Raw genomic sequence first — 21,021 nt, 5'->3', positions numbered from 1 at the left:
TTTACCGAATCAACAGCGAACTGTCCCCGTAACTTAAAAACCGGAACCCGTTGTCCAACGCATAGCGGTACGCCCTGCGCCAATCCTCGCCGATAAAGGCCGACACCAACAGCAACAGCGTGCTCTTCGGTTGGTGAAAGTTGGTTATCAGGCTGTTCACGACCCGAAACCGGTATCCGGGCATAATCATGATCCGCGTGGAGGTTTTGATCTTCTGCAACCGCTCCCGTTCCATATAGTCCGCCAACGCCGCCAGCAATTCCCGGCCGTCCAGCCCGTCGGGAATGTCGTAAATTTCCCATTGCCCGACGACTCGTTCCGGATCCGGCTCCCCGTCGCGGACAATGCGGTAGCCGAGCGCCGCCAGCGATTCGAGCGTCCGCACGCTGGTCGTTCCCACCGCGGTAACGCGCCCGTCGTATGCGATCAGATTCCGGATCGTGGAAACCGAAAACTCGAAATGCTCGGTATGCATCCGGTGGTCGATCACGCGGTCCGTTTTGACCGGCAGGAAAGTGCCGGCCCCGACGTGCAGGGTCACCTCGTCGGTCGGATGCCCGGCCCGACGCAGCGATTCGATCAGTTCGGGCGTAAAATGCAGGCCGGCGGTCGGCGCGGCGACCGATCCCTCGAACTTCGAATAGACTGTCTGGTAGCGGCTGTTGTCCAGTTCCTCGCTTTCGCGGCGCAAATAGGGCGGAATCGGAATCCGCCCGAGCGTTTCGAGCAGTTGCCCGAACGACAAGTCGACATCCCAGCGGAACCGGACGATTTGTTCCTTCTCCCCGGCGGATACCTTTTCGGCGCTCAGGCGGCAGGAACATGCGCTCAGTTCGAAATCGATATGCAACGGGCCGTCCTTCCACTTTTTCAGGTTACCGACGATGCACGACCACTCGGAACTTTCTTTGGCGGCGAACGCCCGCTCGTAATCGGCCGGATCATGCGGTTCGAGGCAGAATATTTCGATCCGGGCTCCGGTTTCCTTATAGAAAACGAGCCGCGCCCGGATTACTTTCGTATTGTTGAACACCAACAGGCTGCCTTCGGGCAGGTATTTCCCCACTTCGAAAAAACGGTCTTCCGAAACCCGTCCGTCGCGGCAGAGCAACAGTTTCGACTGCTCGCGGCGTTCCAGCGGAAATTTGGCGATCCGCTCCTCGGGCAGCGGATAATCGTAATCGGATATACAGATATTTTGTTTCATGCACAGTTGACCGGCGAACCGGATTTTCCTGCAAAGGAAATAAAAAACGAACGGTTTCGAGCCATATCCGACCGGCGAATCCCTTTTTTTCGTACTTTTGGTATTCGAAAAATCACTAAACGAACATCTCGATGAAAAAAATCGTCTTTTGTTTTCTCGGCCTACTGGCCGTATTATATACCGCGTCGGCACAGTCGTACACGTTCAACCACGGCCCATATCTGCAAGAACTCTCCGAACACGCGGTCACATTCGTCTTTACGACCAGCGACAAAGGCTTTTCGTGGGTGGAAGTGAAACCGGACGGCGGAGAAGCCGAACGACACTACACCGTCAGGAACGGCTTGCGCGACGCCTACAACACGTTCAACGTGATTCGCGTCGAAAACCTCCGGCCGGACACCCGTTACCAGTACCGGCTCTGTTCGAAGCAAATCGCCGACTTCCAGCCTTACAAAGTGACGTTCGGCGACAGCATCGTCTCGCCCTGGCGCCGCTTCTCGACTCCGGATCCGAAAGCGACCGCCTGCTCGTTCATCGCGCTGAGCGACATGCATCAGCAGCCCGATAAACTGGGCCGCCTGCTGAACCAGGCCGGCGTCGGCAGCGCCGATATGATTTTCTACGTCGGCGACATGATGAATTACTACGACAACGAAGAAACGCCGTTCCGGAGCTTCATCGATAAAAGCGTCGAGCTGTTCGCCTCGGAAAAACCGTTCGTACTGGTGCGCGGCAACCACGAAACGCGCGGCAACATGGCCCGCGAATACGCCCGCTACGTTCCGAAAAGCAGCGGAAAATATTACGGAGCCTACCGCGTGGGCGACATCATGTTCATCGTGTTCGACTGCGGCGAGGACAAGCCGGACGATTTCTGGGTCTACGCCGGACTGACCGACTTCGACGGATACCGTACCGAACAGGCCGCCTGGTTCGGCGAACTGATACGCTCGAAAGCGTACAAAAGCGCGAAATGGCGCATCGTGATGAACCATTTCCCGCCGCTTTCGCACATGGAGAGCGACAATCCCGAGCGCCACGGGATACAGGACATCACGGACAAATTCCTACCGCTGTACAACCAAGCGAAGATCGACCTGATGATTTCCGGGCACACCCACGCTTACGAATTCATGTCGCCGGACAAGTACGACCGACTGACTTTCCCGGTAATCGTCAACAGCACCGAAAGCGTCGCACGGATCGATATCGACGGACGCACGCTGAAAGCGAAGGTGACGGACACCGGAGGCAACACGCTCAAAGAATTTACAATCAGCAAGTAACCCGCCGTATCGACTTTCTACAAGGCCGGCGCCTGAAAATAAGGTGCCGGCTTTTTTCACGGCCTACCGGCAGGAACTTCCGGACGACGATTCTCCGGAAGATAAAATTAACGGCGGGACGGCCCGTATTTCGGTTTCATTTGATTACCTTTGCGGGGCACAGCAGGGAAGCTCTGTCGCTGCTCCCGGGGCCGGAATGCATTCGACGATATTTTGGTTCGCATACGGGAGGGGAGGAAAGTCCGGGCAACGCAGAGCGCCGCGCTTCCTAACGGGAAGATTCTCGCGAGGGAATGGCAAGCGTAACAGAAAACGACCGCCGTCCGCAAGGACGGTAAGGGTGAAAAGGCGGGGTAAGAGCCCACCGCGGCCGTGGCGACACGTGCCGGTCAGTACGTCCCGCGGGTTGCAAGACCATGTATACCGGCAGTTGTAGGGCTGCTCGTCCGATGTCGGGGGGTAGGTTGCTGACGAGCCGTGCGGGTGACCGCCGGCCTAGATAAATGACAGAGGCCTTCGCTCGCGAAGGTACAGAACCCGGCTTACAAGCCCTGCTGTGCTTTTTTACTTTTTCTGCGCCAGGACGAGGATCGGATGGTAGGTCAGCGCGACGCGACCGTCCGGCATACTGAAATGTTCCCGGTAAGCCGTTTCGAAATCCATCAACTGTTGCTTTCCCCAGCGCGCCTTGCGGATCGAGTTCACGCCGGTGGCCTTGATATGCCGCAATACGTCGGCCGGAGTGTCGAACGGCAGATGGCGCGTGTATTCGAGCGTTTCGACGATCCCGTATCCGGCAGCGGTCAACAACTCCTGCAACTGCTCGCTGGTATAGTAATGCAACCCTTCGCCGGTCGTAGCCCGGATCTCCCGGAAATTGTCGGTACCGAACGTCGTAAACGCGAAGTAACCGCCGCAGCAAAGGCTCCCGACCGCGCGGTCGATAAAAAGCGGCAGGTTGTCGAACCACTGCACGGCCGACGCCGACGCGATCATATCCAGCTCTCCGGGCAGCGGCAGCAGTTCCGCATCGCCCCACAGGTATTCCACATAGTGTCCGGACGCATAAGGCCGCAAATAGATTTCCGATTCTTCGATCAGGTCGTTGACGATCCATTCGGCGTCCGGATAGCGCCGCAGCAGGTAGCGCGTAAGGAAGCCGGTTCCGCAGCCGACCTCCATCGCCCGGCCGATCCGCCCGGGGCAGATCCGCCCGATCATTTCGTCCAACTGGCCGCAGATCTCCTGCTGAACGACGGCCAGCGAATCGTACTGCCGGAACGTGGCGGCAAAACGTTTTTTGAGTAACTGTTTATCGGTTGTCATTTTCAATCTTTTTTTAAGTAGCCGGACACGATGCCGGGATCGCCGAAAGGGTAGTGCGGCAACGGTTTTACGACGGCCTTTTCTTTCCAGTAGGCAAGCATGTTCGCCGGCGGGAAAATCGCGTCCCGGTCGCCCACGACCGCCGCCGTCCAATCCAGCGACGGCGTATACGGTTCGGCGGAGCGTTCGAACAGCACGCCGAGTTCGTCGAGTTTGTCTTCGAACGGCCGCTCGTCGAAAAACGGGGCGAGCCGGTCGTAATCCGCGCCGTAGGCGCGGCGGTTGAACGTTTCCGCCCCGCTGCCGCGCAGTCCCCGGAGCGTCGCCAGGAACGCCCTGCGCGGAATGCCGAAACGGTCGTCCACCGGATAGGGCGTTCCGCCCAGCGCGACGGCGCAATCCGACGCAACGTCGCGGCACGTCCGTTCGGCGGCCCACACCCCGAACGACCATGCAAAAAGCGTGACATTCCGGTAGGCGGAAAACTCCTCCGCAGCGAACGGTTCCAGCGTACGGTAATCGTATACGCAGAGCATATCGTACCCCTCGGGCGCGAGGTGCTCGACCGCGTGATGATCCGCCGCCCAGCCCAGCATGAAAAGGATCAGGCCGGGATTCCCGTCCCGCGTCAACCAATACTTGCGCATATTTCGGTAAATTTTCGGATTTCGTCGGCCGTGAGCGCCGCGCTGAGCGACACGCGCACCCGAGCTTTCCCTTTCGGCACCGTCGGATAACGAACCGGCATCACCCAGTAGCCCGCTTCGCGGAAACGCCGGCTCATTTCAATCGCCCGGCCGTTTTCTCCGGCCGGCAGCGGAACGATGTGGGAACGGTACGCATCCCCGGTAATCAACCGCGAAAATTCCCGCAGCCGGGCGCGGCGGTCTTCCATCTCCGGCAAACGCCGCACCAGGTATTCCGACCAGCGCAGCGAAATCGGAGGCAGCGCCGTCGAGAAGATCAGCGTCCGGAGCCGGTTAATCAAGAAATCGCGCGTCAGCCCGTCCGTAACGACGAACGCCCCCTGCGACGCGAGCGCTTTGCCGAGCGTCGCAATACGGACATCGCAATCGTCCCCGACGCCCATCTCCGCGGCGACTCCGCATCCCTGCGGCCCGCAGGCCCCGAATCCGTGCGCTTCGTCGACATACAGCTTCGCGTCGTAACGCCGTTTCAGCGCGGCCAGCTCTTTCAGCGGCGCGCGATCGCCATCCATGCTAAAAATCGATTCGGTCACGATCCAAACGTTCCGGTACGAACGACGGTGGGCGGCCAATAATCGCTCCAAATGTCCCGTATCGTTGTGGTTGAACCGTTTCCAGTCGGCTTCGCACAACCTGAGTCCGTCGATCAGGCTGGCATGCACCAGCTTGTCGGCCAGTACCAGATCCCCCTTGCCGGTAACGGCCGGCAGCACGCCCGAATTGACCATGTAACCGCAGCCGACGACTAGTACGGCACGCCCGCCGAACAGTTCCGACAGCGCCATCTCAAGCCGTCCGTAATCCGGACTGTTGCCGGTAATCAGCCGCGAAGACGGATTACTAAGCAGAAAATCCCCTCCGTCGGTCATCCGCCGCATAAACTCCCGGTGCAGGCCGCTGCACGAAAGGCCCAGGTAATCGTTAGACGACAGATTCAGGTATTTACGACCTTCGTAAACGACGTATTTCCCGTCGATCCCTATTTCGGGCAGCGTCCGCAGGTTGTCTTCGGCCGCCAGCCGCCGCAATGTTTCGCGCATCATACGAAAATCTCCTCTTCTTTTCTTTCCAGCAACGCGCACACCGCCTTCTTTCCTTCGGCCCCCAGATCGACCGAATATTCGTTTACGAACAATTCGATATGCCGGCGCGTCACCTCCTCGCTGAGTTCCTGCGCATACCCGCGCACGAATTCCGCCGAAGCCGACGGCTCGGCGAACGCGAATTCGACGCTGCGTCGCAACACCCGGTCGATCTTCCGCTGCGTCTGCCGGTCGAATCGCCGCGATACGGCGATCGCGCCGAGCGGCAACGGCAGTCCGGTCTTTTTCTCCCACTCCTCGCCGAGATCGGCCACCAGCCGCAACCCTTTTTCGCGGTACGTAAAACGTCCTTCGTGGATCAGCACCCCGGCGTCGCATTCGTCGCTCATTACGGCGTCGGCCACGTCCGAGAAAAGATAGACCCGCTTGTCGGTCACGCCCGGATACAACGTCGCCAACAGGCGGTTGGCCGTCGTGTGCTCGCCGGGGATCGCCACCCGGATACCGCTCACTTCGTCCGGGTAAATCCGGTGGCGGCTGACCAGCAGCGGCCCGTTGCCGCGCCCCAGCGCGCTGCCGCTGTGCAACACCCGGTAACGGTCGAGCAACTGCGGCACGACCGCATAACTCAATTTCGAAATGTCCGGAACGCCTTGCAACGCTCCGGCGTTCAGTTGTTCGATATCGGCCAGCGAAAGGTCGAATTCGAGACCCTCGGTGTCGATACGGCGGTGCACCATCGCATCGAACATGAACGTATCGTTCGGACAAGTCGATATATGAAGCTGTAATTTCATGTTCGCTCGGTATTTAAGAAATGCAACAATTCGCACAGCGAGTCGGCCAACGCGGTCACCGCCCCCCGGACGTCCCATTCCGGAAACGGATCGCCGACGCGGTTGGAAACGGCGCGCAGTTCCAGGAACGGCACTCCGCACTGCAGGCAGGCATAAAAGAACGCCGCGCCTTCCATATTCTCGATCTGCACCCCGACGCGATCGGCGAACGGAGTACCCGCGACGCCGACGCTGTTGCTATCGACCGCACGGAACGGAACCCCTGCCGGCAGCCACGGGCAGTCGTAACGCCCACTGAACTTCGGCGTGAAATCGCCGGCCACGAACGAACCGGCATCGGCGGCGCACTCCGAAGCGACCAGCACCGTCTGCCCGACGGACAATCCGCTGCCGGGATACGCCCCCGCGATCCCGGCAAGGATCAACAACTGCGGGTCGCAATCGCGGACCGCCGCCATTGTCGTCACAGCGCAGCGATACGGGCCGACCCCGGCGATCCGGATTTCGGGCCCGTCGGCGGCACCGTAGCGGAAAGGCGCTATTTCAGGCTCCGTCGGACTCAGTATGACGATCTTTTCGTTCTTCACGGCAAGCGGTTTTGATTCTCAGAATATGGATCGAGACGAACAAAGATACGGTAAAAAGCAAAACGGCGACCCAAATCCGGCTATTAAATACGATGCCGACGAACAGCATGGAACTCCACATCACCGACAACACGGTTATCTTGACCGACAGCGGGATTCCCTGACCGCTCCTGTAATCGCGCAGGTAGCGGCCGAAAACCCGGTTCTGAAGCATCCAGCGGTTCATCCGGGGATCGCTTTTCGAAAAGCAGTAAACGGCCAGCAGCAGAAAAGGCGTGGTCGGGAGCATCGGAACGAAAGCCCCGACGAAACCGAGCCCGACGGCCAGGTATCCGGCGATTTTGAGCAGCGTATTCTTCATAGTCGTACGAAACGGGCGCAAGATACGAAAAATCAAAAAAATGTTTACCTTTGTGACGCTTCCGGCGGCCGGCGGATCGCATCCGGCAGGTGCAATCCCCAGTTTCTCAAAAGGAACGCGTTGCGCACCGGAAACGCCTCGCAGGGAGCATCATCCGATAATTATCATTTTTATGTCAGAAAATTCGATACTTTCACGCCTCGACGGACTGAAGATCAAATACGAAGAGATCGGCCAGCAGATGACCGATCCGGAAGTGATCGCCGATATGAAAAAATTCGTAGCGCTGAACAAAGAGTATAAAGAACTGCAGCCGGTGGTCGAAACCAGCGAAAAATACCGGACGGCGCTGAACCACCTCGCCGAAGCCAAAGAGATCCTCACGACCGAAAAGGACGACGAACTGCGCGAAATGGCGCGCATGGAGGTCGCCGAGTTGGAACCGGAACTCGAGCGGCTGGAAGAGGAGATCAAGCTGCTGCTGATCCCGGCCGACCCGCAGGACAGCAAGAACGCCATCGTCGAAATCCGCGGCGGAACCGGCGGCGACGAAGCGGCCCTGTTCGCCGGCGACCTGTTTCGCATGTATACCAAATACATCGAGAAACGCGGTTGGAGATACGAGATCAACAGCATGAGCGAGGGCACTTCGGGCGGATTCAAGGAGATCGTGATGAAAGTGATCGGCGACAGCGTCTACGGCGTGCTGAAATACGAATCGGGCGTACACCGCGTACAGCGCGTGCCGCAGACCGAAACCCAAGGCCGCGTACACACGTCGGCCGCGTCGGTGGCCGTACTGCCCGAAGCCGAAGAGTTCGACCTGGAAATCAATATGAATGACATCCGCAAGGATATTTTTTGCGCATCGGGGCCCGGCGGCCAGTCGGTCAACACGACCTATTCGGCGATTCGGCTGACCCACATCCCGACGGGCATCGTCGTGCAGTGCCAGGATCAGAAATCGCAGTTGAAGAACTTCGACAAGGCGTTCGAAGAGTTGCGTACCCGTATTTACAACCTGGAGTACCAAAAATACCTCGACGAGATCGCCGGCAAGCGTAAGACGATGGTGTCGACCGGCGACCGCAGCGCCAAGATCCGCACCTACAACTATCCGCAAGGCCGCGTGACCGACCACCGGATCAACCTGACGCTCTACAACCTGAGCGCCGTGATGGACGGCGACATCCAGGAGATTATCGACAAGTTACAGGTAGCAGAGAATGCCGAACGGCTGCGCGCGAGCGAAGAGTAACGAACCTCAAAAACGAATACTCCATGACTTCATCGGAACTTTTCGAACAGATCAGGCGGAAACGCAGTTTCCTGTGCGTAGGCCTGGACACCGATCCGAACAAAATCCCGCAGCGCCTGCTGTCCGAAGACGATCCGGTTTTCGCCTTCAACCGGGCGATCGTCGACGCCACGGCGGCATACGCCGTATGCTACAAGCCCAACCTCGCTTTTTACGAGGAAAACGGCGCGAAAGGCTGGGAAAGTTTCGTCAAAACGGTGCGATATATCCGGGATAACTATCCCGAAATCATGATTATCGCCGACGCCAAACGGGGCGATATCGGCAATACGTCGCAGATGTACGCCCGCGCCTTTTTCAGCCAAGATCTGGCCGACGGGGTGACGTTGTCTCCGTACATGGGACGCGACACGGTCGACCCGTTCCTCCGCTTCGACGGCAAATGGGCGGTCGTTCTGGCGCTGACATCCAACCCGAGCGCCGCCGATTTCGAAATGCAGCGGCTCGAAGAGGGCGGCTATCTTTATGAAAAAGTGATCGACGTATCGAGCGGATGGGGCACGGCCGAAAACATGATGTACGTCGTCGGCGCGACGCAAGCCCGGATGCTGAAAGGAATCCGGGAACTGATCCCGAACCATTTCCTGCTCGTCCCGGGAGTGGGCGCGCAGGGCGGCAGCCTCAAAGAAGTGGCCCGTTACGGGATGAACGACCGTTGCGGCCTGCTGGTCAATTCCTCGCGCGGGATCATTTATGCCGACCGATCGGAACTCTTTGCCGACACGGCCGCGAAAAAAGCGGCCGAAATGGCTGTCCAGATGGCCGAATTATTGTCCGCGCACGGCCTGTAAAAAACGATTCCGAAAAATAACGCCCCGGAATATCATACGATTTCGGGGCGTTTTCATTTTCATCCGCATACGCCGACACTCTCCCGATCCGGCGACATAATTCCATGAGATATGAAAAGGATATTCCTTTCCGGTCTGTTTCGTTCGGACTTTTCTATCCCGCAAAAAACGGCGTGACCCGGGATTTCGCAAAACTGGCACTGAAAATGAGCACTCCGTTACGGCGTTACCCGACAAACCGTTCGAACCCTTCCGTCCGTTTGACGGGGTCGAAACGAATCGCTCGGTATATAAAATTTTCTATCGTTCAAAATTAAGTAATATTTCATTAAAAAATCAAACTATGGACAATTCTTTTGAAACGCTGCTCGAACATTCGAAACAGGCGATCCGTTACTGGTGGTTGCTGCTGCTGACCGGCATCGCGCTATTCATCATCGGCCTGGTCGTATTCCTGTACCCGGCGCAAAGTTACCTGGGCATGTCGCTGATGTTCGGTTTTCTGATCTTCTTTTCCGGCCTGTTCCAGATCATTCTTTCGGCCGGCAATAAACACTACATGACCGGACGCGGATGGATGCTGGCCGGCGGCATCATCGAGGTGATCTTGGGCGTCATCCTGATCTTGAATACGGCGCTGTCCGCAGCGACGCTGCCGATCTTCCTCGCTTTCTGGTTGTTGTTCCGCAGCTTCAGCGCGATCGGACTGGGTAGCGACATGAACGCGATGAACGTTCCCGGTTCGGGATGGACGATCGTAAGCGGCGTCCTACTGCTGCTGCTTTCGATGTGGATCCTGTTCCAGCCGATACTGTTCGGGACGGCGGCCGTGATCATCTGGGTAGGCATTTCGCTGCTTTTCGCCGGGATGTCAGCCTGTATTTTCGCCTTCCAACTGCGCGACGTACACAAACATATGAAATAGAATATTCGTTATTTTTCTCTGCAAATCCCGGCTCCGGCCGGGATTTTTCGTTTCGCACGACGCCTTTCCCGAAAAACATCGCTTTTGCGGTACAACCGCCCGTCCGTACGCGAAAGATCAGATCCGCAAAATCCGGAATCGTCCTCGATCCGCTTTTTCAATGGGAAAATTAGAATCTTTTTCTAAAAATCCGTATCTTTTGGGCAAAAATCGCCGACTCGCTACAAAGTCGGCTTCAACCCAATTTATTCAGGACATGGCTTCTTCTCAAGTATTTTTCACAAACCTCCGCACCACGCCGACCAGCAACCTGCTGGACAAAATGGAGCGACTGGTTCGCCGGGCGGGCATCGCCGGCATCGATTTCGAGAACCGTTTCGCCGCGATCAAGATTCATTTCGGGGAACCGGGCAACATGGCCTACCTGCGGCCCCAGTACGCCGCCCGGATGGCCGGACTGCTGCGTTCGCTCGGCGCGAAACCGTTCCTGACCGACGCCAACACGCTCTATTCGGGACGACGCGCGAATGCCGTCGACCACCTACAGAGCGCTATGGAGAACGGCTACAACCCGATCTCCGCACAATGTCAGGTCATCATTGCCGACGGACTGAAAGGCATCGACTACCGGGAAATCGAAATCGACGGCGAATACTGCAAAGCACCGAAAATCGGCGCGGCCGTCGCCGACGCAGACATTGTCATCTCGATGACCCATTTCAAAGGACACGAACAGACCGGATTCGGCGGTACGCTGAAGAACCTCGGCATGGGTTGCGCCAGCGTCGGCGGCAAGCTGGAACTGCACTGCGCGGCCCAGCCCGTCGTCAAAACGGAAAACTGCCGAGGCTGCAACATCTGCGTAAAACACTGCGCGCACGACGCCATACACCTGAACCCGGAACGGAAAGCCGAGATCGACTACTCGAAGTGCGTCGGCTGCGGACAATGCATCGCGTTATGCCAGTACGACAGCGCGTCGATGGGGGCCAACGATACATCGGAACGCCTGAACTACAAAATCGCCGAATACACGAAGGCCGTGCTGAAAGACAAGCCGAACTTCCATGTCAGCTTCATCATGAACGTCTCGCCGGAATGCGACTGCTGGAATCACAACGACGCCGCCGTCGTCCCCGACCTCGGAATCGCCGCTTCATTCGACCCGGTAGCCCTGGACAAAGCCTGCGCCGACCTGGTGATCCACGCGCCTGCGCTGCAGACGATCAACCGGCTTACCGAAAGCCGTCCGCACGAACACTTTGAAGACACCGACAAATTCCATCTGATGCATCCCGACACCGACTGGCTGGCCGGACTGACGCACGCCGAAAAGATCGGAATCGGAAACATGCAATACGAACTGATCGAGGTGAGGTAACGTTTCCTCCCCGAAGATACTCCGCAATACCGCAATCGAATAACTTTAAAATACAACTATGTTATGGAAACGACTGTAAAACTCTATTCGCTGAACTTCCGACAGGCCAAGACCTATTGGTTCACGCTGCTGTTCGTAGCCGGCAATCTGATTCTGCCGCAATTATGCCATCTGATTCCGCAGGGGGGACTGATCCTGCTGCCGATCTACTTCTTTACGCTGATCGCAGCCTATAAATTCGGCATCCGGGTCGGCCTGCTGACGGCCGTGCTCTCTCCGCTGGCGAACAGCGCGCTGTTCGGGATGCCCGCTGCCGCCGTACTGCCCGAGATCCTGATCAAATCGGTCACGCTGGCCGTAGCCGCCGCTATGGCGGCCCGTTACCTGAAAAACGTTTCGATGCTGGCGATGGTCGCCGTCGTACTGACTTACCAGATCATCGGCTCGCTGTTCGAATGGGCCCTCACAGGCAGCTTCCTCACCGCCATGCAGGATTTCCGTCTCGGCGTTCCGGGCATGTTGTTGCAGATCGTAGCCGGGTACGCGCTGCTGAAATGGCTGGCCAAACGCTGACACGATGTCGGGAAAAACATTCAAAGAAGTGCTGACCCGTTTCCGGGAAATCCCGATCCCGGAAGATTTCGACCTGCTGGTAGCGATCGCCAACGGCGGGATCATACCGGCCGCGCCGTTGAACCTGCGGCTGAACAAAGAGGTTCGCCCGCTGCGAATCAACCTGCGCGACGAATGCCAGCGGCCGAAATACGACAAACCGAAAACGGCTGGCCCCGGTCGACTTCGACGTGAAGGGGAATGCGGACTACGCGCTGTACAACGAAGCTTGCTTCCGATTTCCATGAATACTCTGACCGTATGAACGTACTGACGAAACTTTACCTATGCGCCGCAATGGCATGCTGCGGCATGATTTCCGCACGGAGCGCCGTACCGGAACGCTTCGCCGACTCCGTACGGATGGACGAAGTGATCGTGACCGGATCGCGGCCGGCGGTAAACCTCCGCAACCTGCCGATGAGCGTATCGGTCGTCGAGGAACGGCAAATCGAACGGCGGTTCGAACCGTCGCTGCTGCCGGTGCTGACCGAACAGGTGCCCGGACTGTTCATCACCGGACGCGGCGTGATGGGGTACGGCGTGGCGGCCGGCGCGGCCGGCGGCATGAAAATCCGGGGAGTAGGGGGCGAACCCACTTCCGGGGTGCTGGTGCTGATCGACGGACATCCGCAGTACATGGGCCTGATGGGGCATCCGCTGGCGGACAGTTACCAGTCGATGAACGCCGAACGGGTGGAAGTGGTGCGCGGCCCGGCCTCGATCCTGTACGGGTCGAACGCGATGGGCGGCGTCGTAAACATCATCACGAAAAAAGGGCAAGCGGATGGCGTCTACAACACGGCCCGTCTGATGTACGGCTCGTTCAACACGCTGAACGTCGAAGTGAGCAACGCCGTGCGGAAAGGAAAATTCAACAGTTTCGCCGCGCTGAATTACAGTCGTACCGACGGACACCGCAAGGACATGGGATTCGGCGGTTGGGGAGGCTACCTGAAGCTGGGCTACGACTTCACCGCGCACTGGAAAGCGTTCGCGGACGTGAACCTGAACCATTTCGCCGCCTCGAACCCCGGTTCCGTCACCGCTCCGCTGATCGACAACGATGCGCTGATTACCCGCGGAATGACCTCGTTCTCGCTCGACAACCGCTACGAACGCACGTCGGGATCGCTGAAATTCTTTTACAACTTCGGATATCACAAAATCGACGACGGGCACAGCCCGGGACAACCGTCGCCGGACTACCGTTTCCGTTCGCGGGACCGGATGCTGGGCATCACAGCCTACCAGTCGTACCGGCTGTTTACGGGCAACCAGACGACGCTCGGAGCGGACTACCAACGCAGCGGGGGACGCGCCTGGAACCGCTATCCCGACCGAGACGAACAGTTGGCCGACAAGACGCTGAACGATGTGGCGGTCTACCTGAACATGCAGCAGACGCTCGCGAGATGGATGACGCTGAACGCGGGCGTCCGCATGGATTATAACCCGCACTTCGGCGCGCAGTGGGTCCCGCAGTTCGGGATCAGTTTCCCGATAGCGCCCGAAACCGTCCTCAAAGCGATCCTCAGCAAAGGATTCCGGACGCCGACCATCCGCGAAATGTACATGTTTCCGCCGCAAAATCCCGACCTGCGACCCGAAAGGCTGATGAATTACGAGTTCTCCGTTACGCAGAGTTTCTGGCAACGCAAACTGTCGCTGAGCGCCAATGTTTACTACCTTAAGGGCGACAACACGATCCAGGCGGTTTTCGACGGCAACCGGCCGATAAACGTCAACACGGGCCGGATCGAAAACTACGGCGTGGAACTGACCGCGCGATACCGGGCCGTCCGGTCGCTGGCCTTCTCGGGCAATTACAGCTGGCTGCACATGGAATACAAAATACTGGCGGCGCCGCAGCACAAACTGTACGCCGGTATCGACTTTATCCGGCCGCGCTGGAGCGTATCGACCGGGGTGCAATACATCCGCGGACTCTATACGGATCTGAAAGCGCCGGGCACGGAGCAATTCGTATTATGGAACCTACGCGCCTCGTGGCAAGCGAGCTCCGTCGTCGAACTTTTCGCGCGGGGCGAGAACCTGCTGGCCCAGGACTACGAAATCAACGCCGGTTACCCGATGCCCCGAGCCACGGTTTTCGGCGGCGTGAACCTGCGCTTCTGATATACTTCGAAAACAAACCGACTAAAAACAAACGCGATGGACAGACGAGATTTCTTAAAGGCGATCGCCCTGACGGGGGTTGCGATGATTATCAAGCCGGGCGGGACGATGGATCTGCTGGCCCAATCCGTCACCGACCCCGCTACGGGAGGAAAAACCGACCTGATCGCCGTCATGGGCGGCGAACCGGACGCCATGTTCCGCAAAGCGATCGCCGAGATGGGCGGCATGAAAAAGTTCGTCAAAGCAGGGGCCAAAGTGGCCGTCAAGCCAAATATCGGCTGGGACAAAACGCCCGAACTGGCCGGCAACACCAATCCCAAGCTGATCGCCGAGATCGTCAAGCAGTGCCTGGCCGCCGGAGCCAAGGAGGTCGCGGTTTTCGACCACACCTGCGACGACTGGATCAAATGTTATAAAAACAGCGGCATCGAAGATGCCGCCAAAACCGCAGGCGCGAAAGTCGTTCCGGCCCACGAGGAGTCCTATTACCGCGACATTTCGCTGCCGCACGGCAAAATCCTCAAAAACGCCAAGGTGCACCGGGCGATCCTCGACAGCGACGTCTGGATCAACGTACCGGTGCTCAAACACCACGGGGGAGCTAACCTGACCATCTCGATGAAAAACCTGATGGGCATCGTCTGGGATCGCGGCGCATTCCACCGCGACGACCTGCAGCAGTGCATCGCCGACATCTGCACGCTGCAAAAGAAACCGGCGCTGAACGTGGTGGACGCCTACCGCGTGATGAAGACCAACGGACCGCGCGGTCAGTCGGCCGACGACGTGGTGCTCGCCAAAGGGCTTTTCGTATCGCCGGACATCGTCGCCGTCGACACGGCCGCCACGAAATTCTTCAACCAGATCCGCGAAATGCCGATGGAATCGGTCGGACATCTGGCCAACGGCCAGGCGCTGAACATCGGCACGACGGATCTCGATAAGTTGAACGTCAAACGAATCAAACTGTAAAAAGACGAAAACATCATGCTCAGAAAGTTGCGTGTGGTAGCGGCGACAGCGACCTTTACCCTGATTACGCTCTACTTCCTCGACTTCGCCGGATGGCTGCCGGAAAGTTTTCACGGACTGGTCAGTATCCAATTCCTGCCGGCGGTGCTGTCGTTGAGCCTCGTCACGCTGGCCGGGCTAATTCTGGCGACGCTGCTGTTCGGGCGGATTTACTGTTCGGTCGTCTGCCCGACGGGCATTTTCCAGGATATCGTGAACCGAATCGCCGGCCGGTTGCAGAAAAAACGGAAACGGTTCGCGTTCGCGCCGGCGAAAACGATCCTAAGGTGGTCGGTGCTCGGAGTCGTCGTAGTCACGTACTTGTTCGGCCTGACCGTCGTGCTGAGCCTGCTCGATCCGTACGGGGCTTACGGGCGGTTGGTATCGAATGTCTTCAGCCCGGTCTACATGGCCGGCAACAACCTGCTGGAAGCGATTTTCACGAAATTCGACAACTATACTTTCTACCGCACGGAAGTCGCCGTCGTCAGCCCGCTGGCTTTTATCGTCGCACTGGCCACGTTCGGAATCATCGGTTTTTTGGCATGGAAACACGGTCGCTCGTACTGCAATACGATCTGTCCGGTCGGCACGCTGCTGGGTTTCCTGAGCAAATACGCGCTGTTCAAAATCAGGATCGACAAGAACAACTGCAACGGTTGCGGCGTATGCGCTTCGAAATGCAAAGCGTCGTGCATCGACCGCAAGACGCACACGGTCGATTACAGCCGTTGCATAGCCTGTTTCGATTGCCTGGACAACTGCCGGCAGCAGGCGATCCAGTTCTCGTCCACCGCATCGAAAGCGGCGGTTCCGTTGGCCGTAAAAAAGGGCGGTATCCCGCAAACGGTTCCTACGTCTTCGCAACCTGCCCCTTGCAGCCCGCCCGAAACGGCAGGCGTTTCCGAATCGCCCGACCGGTCGCGGCGGCAGTTCCTCGGCACGCTGCTGGCGACCGCCGCCCTGCTGCCCGAAGCATTCGCCAGGAAACAGGAAGAGTTGCTATCGGGCCGCAAAGGGTACAAACGGCAGCATCCGCTCTGCCCCCCGGGAGCGGTCAGCCCGGAACACCTGCTCAAACACTGCACGGCCTGCCACCTATGTATCGCCAAATGCCCGTCGCACGTACTGAAACCGGCCGTAACCGAATACGGACTCGGCGGGGTAATGCAGCCGGTAATGTATTTCGACCGCGGATTCTGCAATTTCGACTGTACCGTCTGCTCGGACGTATGTCCGAACGGGGCGATCCATCCGCTTACCGTCGAGCAAAAGCACTTGACGCAGGTGGGGCGCGTCGTATTCATTAAGGAAGATTGCATCGTCTATGCCGACGAAACGAGTTGCGGCGCCTGCTCCGAGCACTGTCCGACGCAAGCGGTGACGATGATCCCGTACAAGGAGGGACTGACCATCCCGTCGATCGACCCGGATATCTGCGTCGGATGCGGCGGCTGCGAATACGTCTGCCCGGCACGACCGTTCCGGGCGATCCACGTGGAAGGCAATCCGGTGCAACAGCAGGCGAAACCGTTCGAACGGTCGGGCGGCAGCGACATCAAAATCGACGATTTCGGATTTTAAAATGCGCAGACCGCTTATGACCGCCGAAACCGTCCGACGAATCGCCGCATATGGCTGTCTGACGGCCGTATGCCTGTTCGCGGCTTTATGCGCTACGGCAAAACCGCAATGCGGAACGCTCGTCCGGCAAATCGACTCCGTGCTGTCCCGGTACCGGGCGACCGTCGGGGTGACCGTACTGTCCAACCGGGACGAAATCGTCGCGGCGAACGACAGCATCCTGTTCCCGCTGATGAGCGTATTCAAATTCCACACCGCCCTGGCCGTACTCGACCGCATGGACAAGAACCGCACCCCGCTGGACAGCGTCGTCCGCATAAAAGCTTCGGACATGCACCCGGACACATACAGCCCGCTGAGAGAACGACACCCGGGCCGGGACTTTTCGATTACGATAGCGGAACTGCTGAGATACAGCGTAGCGCACAGCGACAACAACGCTTGCGACATCCTGCTCGAATATGCCGGAGGCCCCGAAGCCGTCGAAAAATACGTGCGCGGCCTCGGCATCGAAAACACGTTCATTTCCGCCTCGGAAAAAACGATGCACGACCGGATCGAGAACCAATACCTGAACCGTAGTACGCCGACGGCGACGGCACGCCTGATCGAGACCTTTTTCGAAAACCGGCTGTTCGCATCCAAGTACAAAAAATTCCTGATCCGGATCATGACGGAAACCTCGACCGGGCAGGACAAGCTCAAAAGTCTGTTGCCCCCGGACTGCACGGTCGGCCACAAAACGGGCTCTTCCGACCGCACCTCAACGGGCGTCAAAATCGCCGACAACGACGCCGGATTCGTGCTGACGCCGGACGGCAAAAGATACTACATCGCCGTATTCGTCAGCGATTCGCAGGAAGACGATCCGACGAACGCCTCCATAATCGCCCGCATTTCCGCAATCGTATACGATTTTATGATACGTCCGACTGATCCGAACCGTCCGACGCTTTGCCGCCCCGAAAGCGTGTCGGCCGACGATGCGGCCGGGAGTCCGTAAAAAAGAGAGCGCCCTGCCAAACAAACAAGCGCTCTTCTTTGGTTGCGACGCCGCAGGTAGCGGGAAGCGGTACTTACGCTCAGAAGTTCGGCAATACAACCTTTATTCGAACGGATGATTCGAATAAAAAAACAAAACCGGGTTATCATCCTCCCGGGCTGTCCGCACACGGCTCAGAAAAACCGAATCCGTTGAATTTCCCCGGTCGGATACCGACAATTTCAATTGCTGTAAAGTCTGAAAGAACCCGACCACAGGATGCCCTCCGACGTGTTCGACGGCAAGCATTTCCCCGAGGAAAACCCCCAGACGTCCATCTTTAAGAGACCGCAAATAAGTTGTTTGCCGTCCTTCCAGATCGATCTTCCCCAATCCGGACAGGTTCGTCGTAAAATAAACCGTTTTCCCGTCTTCGGTGACGTTCGTAACGGAATAAACGTAACCCTTTACCAGCAAATCCCAAAACTCCTCCTGTGTCAATTGTACATTCAACCGCGACGCAGGGAAATTTTTCTCCCCGAAATCGATTTGGAACCAAGGTACGATTTCCTTCCCGTCCAATCGGTAGACCGTATTGTCGTACCGGCACGTAAAATTCAGATGATCGGAAACGACGAGCTGCCGCCCGATGGAATAGGTATTGAAAGGAATCGGACGTTCAAAAGGAATTTTTACAAATCCATCTTCCCGTCCCCGTTCTATCAGGGACAGATAATCGGCCGGAAACATCTGCTGGCTGTTAATCGCGACAAGGTACTTTTCCGTAAAAGCCAACTCTTTGAACAGAGCGTCCGGCAACCGGCTTTCATACCGGAAATCGCCTTGTACACCGCAATGAATCAATTTGTAGGGCTTATCGGCATAGATGATCAATTCTTCCCGGTCGGGATCGATCACGAAATCCGTCATTCCGATATACTCCCCGGGCCCTCTGCCGACCCGGCGAATATTCCATAAAAACTTTCCGGCGGTATCGAACACGCATATTTTATCATAGCGGTTATCCGAAACAAAGATCCGACCGTTCCACAGAACGACTTTCGAGATCATACTCAGCGCCGATTCGGAAGTGGTTTCCAGAAATACCGGTTTCGAATAACGCCAGAGAGAATCGCATAAACCCGTATTCGCTTCCCGAACAGTCACCGTAAAAACAGGGGCGGATCCGGATTCTGCGGACGAAGTACAGCCAGCGATCCACAAAACAGAAACCCAGAAACAAATAAACGACGACTTGTACATCGGCAATCAACTATAAATCATTGTTCAAATGAAGTTTACTCTTGAAGAAAACAATTACGGCAAAAGACGCGCACAACGCGCCTAATGGCATATACTTATATCATCCCGAAGATAAACCGATTAATCTTTACATGCAAATTTGGCACTAACTGATAAATTAAATCGAATCAGGTATGTGGACAAAATACCCATCTTTAGTCTGCCCGTCGTTGATTTATTCCGGAAATCTTTGCAATATTGCATTCCGTGTCGGAAACACCCCGAACGGGTTTTAACCGTACCGTTCAAAAGTCCGTAAAACAGAAAATTATGAGATTTCATTCCTTACTGCTGTGTACGCTTTTCTGCATCGCGACCGGCTGCGACAGCCTGGCCGCCCGGCCGAAAGACCGCGACGACCGCGGATGCGCCACCTACAACATCCTGGACTTCGGAGCGAAAAACGACGGGACGACCGACTGCGCCCCGGCCTTCGAGAAAATATTCCGGCGGATGGAAGGCAAAAGGCAGGTCGAGATCGTCCTTCCGGCCGGATCGTTCCGGATATCCCGACGGATCGTTTTCGACCAGCCGCAGTTCGGCGGATACGATTACCATTCGGGAATTTGCGTCAGGGGAGCGGGGGAGGACGCGACCGAACTGATCTGCGACAACGAGGATGGAGGGCTTTATTTCAATCTGGCGACGAATATGCTGACCGTGACCGTCTGCGATCTTTCGCTGGTCGCCGTAAAAAAAGGCCTCGGTACGGCGGTCGAATTCAATACGGCCGACCAGAACCCCGGAGATCACCATTCGAGGATGTTCCAGGCAAGGAACCTGCTGGTGCGGGGGCCGCATTTCAGCAACGGCTATTTCGCCAACGGAATCGTCGTAAAGAACGCCTGGTATCCGATGCTGGACAATGTCAAGATCACGTCCGAGTACGGCGATTCGCACGGTAAAATGGCTGCGGGATTCGCCTTGCTGGACTGTTACAGCCCGCTCGTCGACAAATGCTACTTCTGGGGAGGGGCGGAATACGGCCTGCTGTACCGGAGCGAAATAGACAGCGAGGACGGGATCGTATCCGACTGCTACTTCGTAGGGCAGGACACCGGCATTCGGGTAAGGCTGTCGGCACGAACGGACGGGTGGGGCGAACCGGCGTTTCACCTGACCGACAGCCACATCCACTACAAGGTCAAAGGACTGGCCCTGAAAGGCATCCGGCAGGGATTCGTCTCCGGAAACCTGTTTTACTGCTTCAACCGGGCGGCGAGCAGGTGGCATGCGGATCCCGACAGCGTGTCGTCCTACACGTCGAAGGACATCGAATGCGACGCCGTGAACGACTTCATCGTGTCGCACAACCAATTTACCGAACCCGCATCGCCGAAGAGGGTGTGCATAGACATCCTTCCCAACTCGGGCAACCTGCTGATCGACGGCAATATTTTCAACATGGACGGCACCGCCATTCGAAACCGGTCGCAGGTCAGCAGCAGGTGTATCGGAAACGTGTATACCGGGAGTCCCGACTTTACGAAATCGGCCGACGGAGCGAACGCCCTGATCCGGTACGTCGATCCGAACGGAACCCTGAAAACCCTCGACTTCGAATAAGCCCGCAAGCGGCCGCCCGCCCGGCAACGCTTTCCCAACGACAAAAACGACCGGACGTTGCTGTCCGGTTGTTTTCCCGATACGAAAGCC

The 21,021-nt window shown here is 57.4% G+C and carries 19 protein-coding genes, 1 other RNA gene and 1 pseudogene; 13 read left to right on the top strand and 8 right to left on the bottom strand.

What is annotated here, in order from left to right:
- Position 1 precedes the first annotated feature (1 nt).
- Positions 2–1,207 carry an S-adenosylmethionine:tRNA ribosyltransferase-isomerase gene (locus GFH31_RS00435; protein ID WP_118457472.1) on the bottom strand — a complete coding sequence of 402 codons (1,206 nt, stop codon included), beginning with the start codon at positions 1,205–1,207 and terminating at the stop codon, positions 2–4.
- 131 nt (positions 1,208–1,338) lie between these two features.
- On the opposite strand from GFH31_RS00435, the gene GFH31_RS00430 reads away from it, so the two are divergent.
- Together GFH31_RS00430 and rnpB are read left to right on the top strand one after the other, a co-directional pair.
- Complete coding sequence (locus tag GFH31_RS00430) at positions 1,339–2,496, top strand: FN3 domain-containing metallophosphoesterase family protein (protein WP_118457474.1); 1,158 nt, start codon at positions 1,339–1,341, stop codon at positions 2,494–2,496.
- 160 nt (positions 2,497–2,656) lie between these two features.
- Positions 2,657–3,057: RNase P RNA component class A (rnpB, locus tag GFH31_RS00425), an RNA gene on the top strand.
- Between the two features lie 3 nt (positions 3,058–3,060).
- On the opposite strand, the gene bioC is transcribed toward rnpB, so the two are convergent.
- The 6 genes from bioC to GFH31_RS00395 are packed head-to-tail and all read right to left on the bottom strand — an operon-like array spanning position 3,061 to position 7,317.
- The gene (gene bioC, locus GFH31_RS00420; RefSeq protein ID WP_055204125.1) at positions 3,061–3,822 is read right to left on the bottom strand and encodes a malonyl-ACP O-methyltransferase BioC; all 762 of its coding nucleotides are present in this window, start codon (positions 3,820–3,822) and stop codon (positions 3,061–3,063) included.
- Positions 3,823–3,824: 2 nt separating this feature from the next.
- A complete protein-coding gene (locus GFH31_RS00415) occupies positions 3,825–4,469 on the bottom strand; it encodes a pimeloyl-ACP methyl esterase BioG family protein (protein ID WP_118457476.1) in 645 nt (214 codons plus the stop codon).
- The gene (locus GFH31_RS00410) at positions 4,451–5,572 is read right to left on the bottom strand and encodes an aminotransferase class I/II-fold pyridoxal phosphate-dependent enzyme (RefSeq protein WP_101570669.1); all 1,122 of its coding nucleotides are present in this window, start codon (positions 5,570–5,572) and stop codon (positions 4,451–4,453) included. Before GFH31_RS00410 ends, GFH31_RS00415 begins: the two co-directional genes overlap by 19 nt.
- The gene (locus GFH31_RS00405; RefSeq protein WP_118457478.1) at positions 5,569–6,369 is read right to left on the bottom strand and encodes a 1,4-dihydroxy-6-naphthoate synthase; all 801 of its coding nucleotides are present in this window, start codon (positions 6,367–6,369) and stop codon (positions 5,569–5,571) included. The genes GFH31_RS00410 and GFH31_RS00405 overlap by 4 nt, the downstream gene beginning before the upstream one ends.
- Positions 6,366–6,956, bottom strand: a complete 591-nt coding sequence (locus GFH31_RS00400; protein WP_101570672.1) for a purine phosphorylase — start codon at positions 6,954–6,956, stop codon at positions 6,366–6,368. The genes GFH31_RS00405 and GFH31_RS00400 overlap by 4 nt, the downstream gene beginning before the upstream one ends.
- The gene (locus GFH31_RS00395) at positions 6,913–7,317 is read right to left on the bottom strand and encodes a YbaN family protein (RefSeq protein WP_118457480.1); all 405 of its coding nucleotides are present in this window, start codon (positions 7,315–7,317) and stop codon (positions 6,913–6,915) included. The genes GFH31_RS00400 and GFH31_RS00395 overlap by 44 nt, the downstream gene beginning before the upstream one ends.
- 172 nt (positions 7,318–7,489) lie before the next feature.
- Here GFH31_RS00395 and prfA point away from each other — a divergent pair, with 172 nt between their 5' ends.
- The 10 genes and pseudogenes from prfA to bla all read left to right on the top strand — a co-directional run bounded on the left by prfA (position 7,490) and on the right by bla (position 18,084).
- Positions 7,490–8,575 carry a peptide chain release factor 1 gene (gene prfA / locus GFH31_RS00390; RefSeq protein WP_118457503.1) on the top strand — a complete coding sequence of 362 codons (1,086 nt, stop codon included), beginning with the start codon at positions 7,490–7,492 and terminating at the stop codon, positions 8,573–8,575.
- Positions 8,576–8,598: 23 nt separating this feature from the next.
- Entirely contained in the window at positions 8,599–9,426 is an 828-nt protein-coding gene (gene pyrF, locus GFH31_RS00385) for an orotidine-5'-phosphate decarboxylase (RefSeq protein WP_153498049.1), read from the top strand.
- Positions 9,427–9,769: 343 nt separating this feature from the next.
- Complete coding sequence (locus GFH31_RS00380) at positions 9,770–10,351, top strand: HdeD family acid-resistance protein (RefSeq protein ID WP_055204543.1); 582 nt, start codon at positions 9,770–9,772, stop codon at positions 10,349–10,351.
- 256 nt (positions 10,352–10,607) lie between these two features.
- Positions 10,608–11,732, top strand: coding sequence for a DUF362 domain-containing protein (locus tag GFH31_RS00375; RefSeq protein ID WP_153498048.1), 1,125 nt, complete (start codon positions 10,608–10,610; stop codon positions 11,730–11,732).
- 63 nt (positions 11,733–11,795) lie between these two features.
- On the top strand, positions 11,796–12,305 hold the full coding sequence (locus GFH31_RS00370; RefSeq protein WP_153498047.1) for an ECF transporter S component: 510 nt from the start codon (positions 11,796–11,798) through the stop codon (positions 12,303–12,305).
- Positions 12,306–12,309: 4 nt separating this feature from the next.
- Positions 12,310–12,592, top strand: a pseudogene (locus GFH31_RS00365) (phosphoribosyltransferase).
- Positions 12,593–12,605: 13 nt separating this feature from the next.
- Positions 12,606–14,483 carry a TonB-dependent receptor gene (locus GFH31_RS00360; protein WP_101570682.1) on the top strand — a complete coding sequence of 626 codons (1,878 nt, stop codon included), beginning with the start codon at positions 12,606–12,608 and terminating at the stop codon, positions 14,481–14,483.
- A gap of 36 nt (positions 14,484–14,519) precedes the next feature.
- Complete coding sequence (locus GFH31_RS00355) at positions 14,520–15,458, top strand: DUF362 domain-containing protein (protein WP_101570684.1); 939 nt, start codon at positions 14,520–14,522, stop codon at positions 15,456–15,458.
- A 15-nt stretch (positions 15,459–15,473) separates the two neighbouring features.
- Complete coding sequence (locus tag GFH31_RS00350) at positions 15,474–17,081, top strand: 4Fe-4S binding protein (RefSeq protein ID WP_153498046.1); 1,608 nt, start codon at positions 15,474–15,476, stop codon at positions 17,079–17,081.
- Between the two features lie 16 nt (positions 17,082–17,097).
- Entirely contained in the window at positions 17,098–18,084 is a 987-nt protein-coding gene (gene bla / locus GFH31_RS00345; RefSeq protein WP_153498045.1) for a class A beta-lactamase, subclass A2, read from the top strand.
- A gap of 102 nt (positions 18,085–18,186) precedes the next feature.
- On the opposite strand, the gene GFH31_RS00340 is transcribed toward bla, so the two are convergent.
- Positions 18,187–19,326, bottom strand: coding sequence for a 6-bladed beta-propeller (locus GFH31_RS00340; RefSeq protein ID WP_153498044.1), 1,140 nt, complete (start codon positions 19,324–19,326; stop codon positions 18,187–18,189).
- A gap of 309 nt (positions 19,327–19,635) precedes the next feature.
- On the opposite strand from GFH31_RS00340, the gene GFH31_RS00335 reads away from it, so the two are divergent.
- Positions 19,636–20,931 carry a glycosyl hydrolase family 28-related protein gene (locus tag GFH31_RS00335; protein WP_153498043.1) on the top strand — a complete coding sequence of 432 codons (1,296 nt, stop codon included), beginning with the start codon at positions 19,636–19,638 and terminating at the stop codon, positions 20,929–20,931.
- Positions 20,932–21,021 lie beyond the last annotated feature (90 nt).

Source organism: Alistipes sp. dk3624 (assembly GCF_009557455.1).
GTDB lineage: Bacteria > Bacteroidota > Bacteroidia > Bacteroidales > Rikenellaceae > Alistipes_A > Alistipes_A hominis.
Note: the sequence above shows the minus strand (reverse complement) of the source record. Positions and strands in the feature narration are given on the sequence as shown.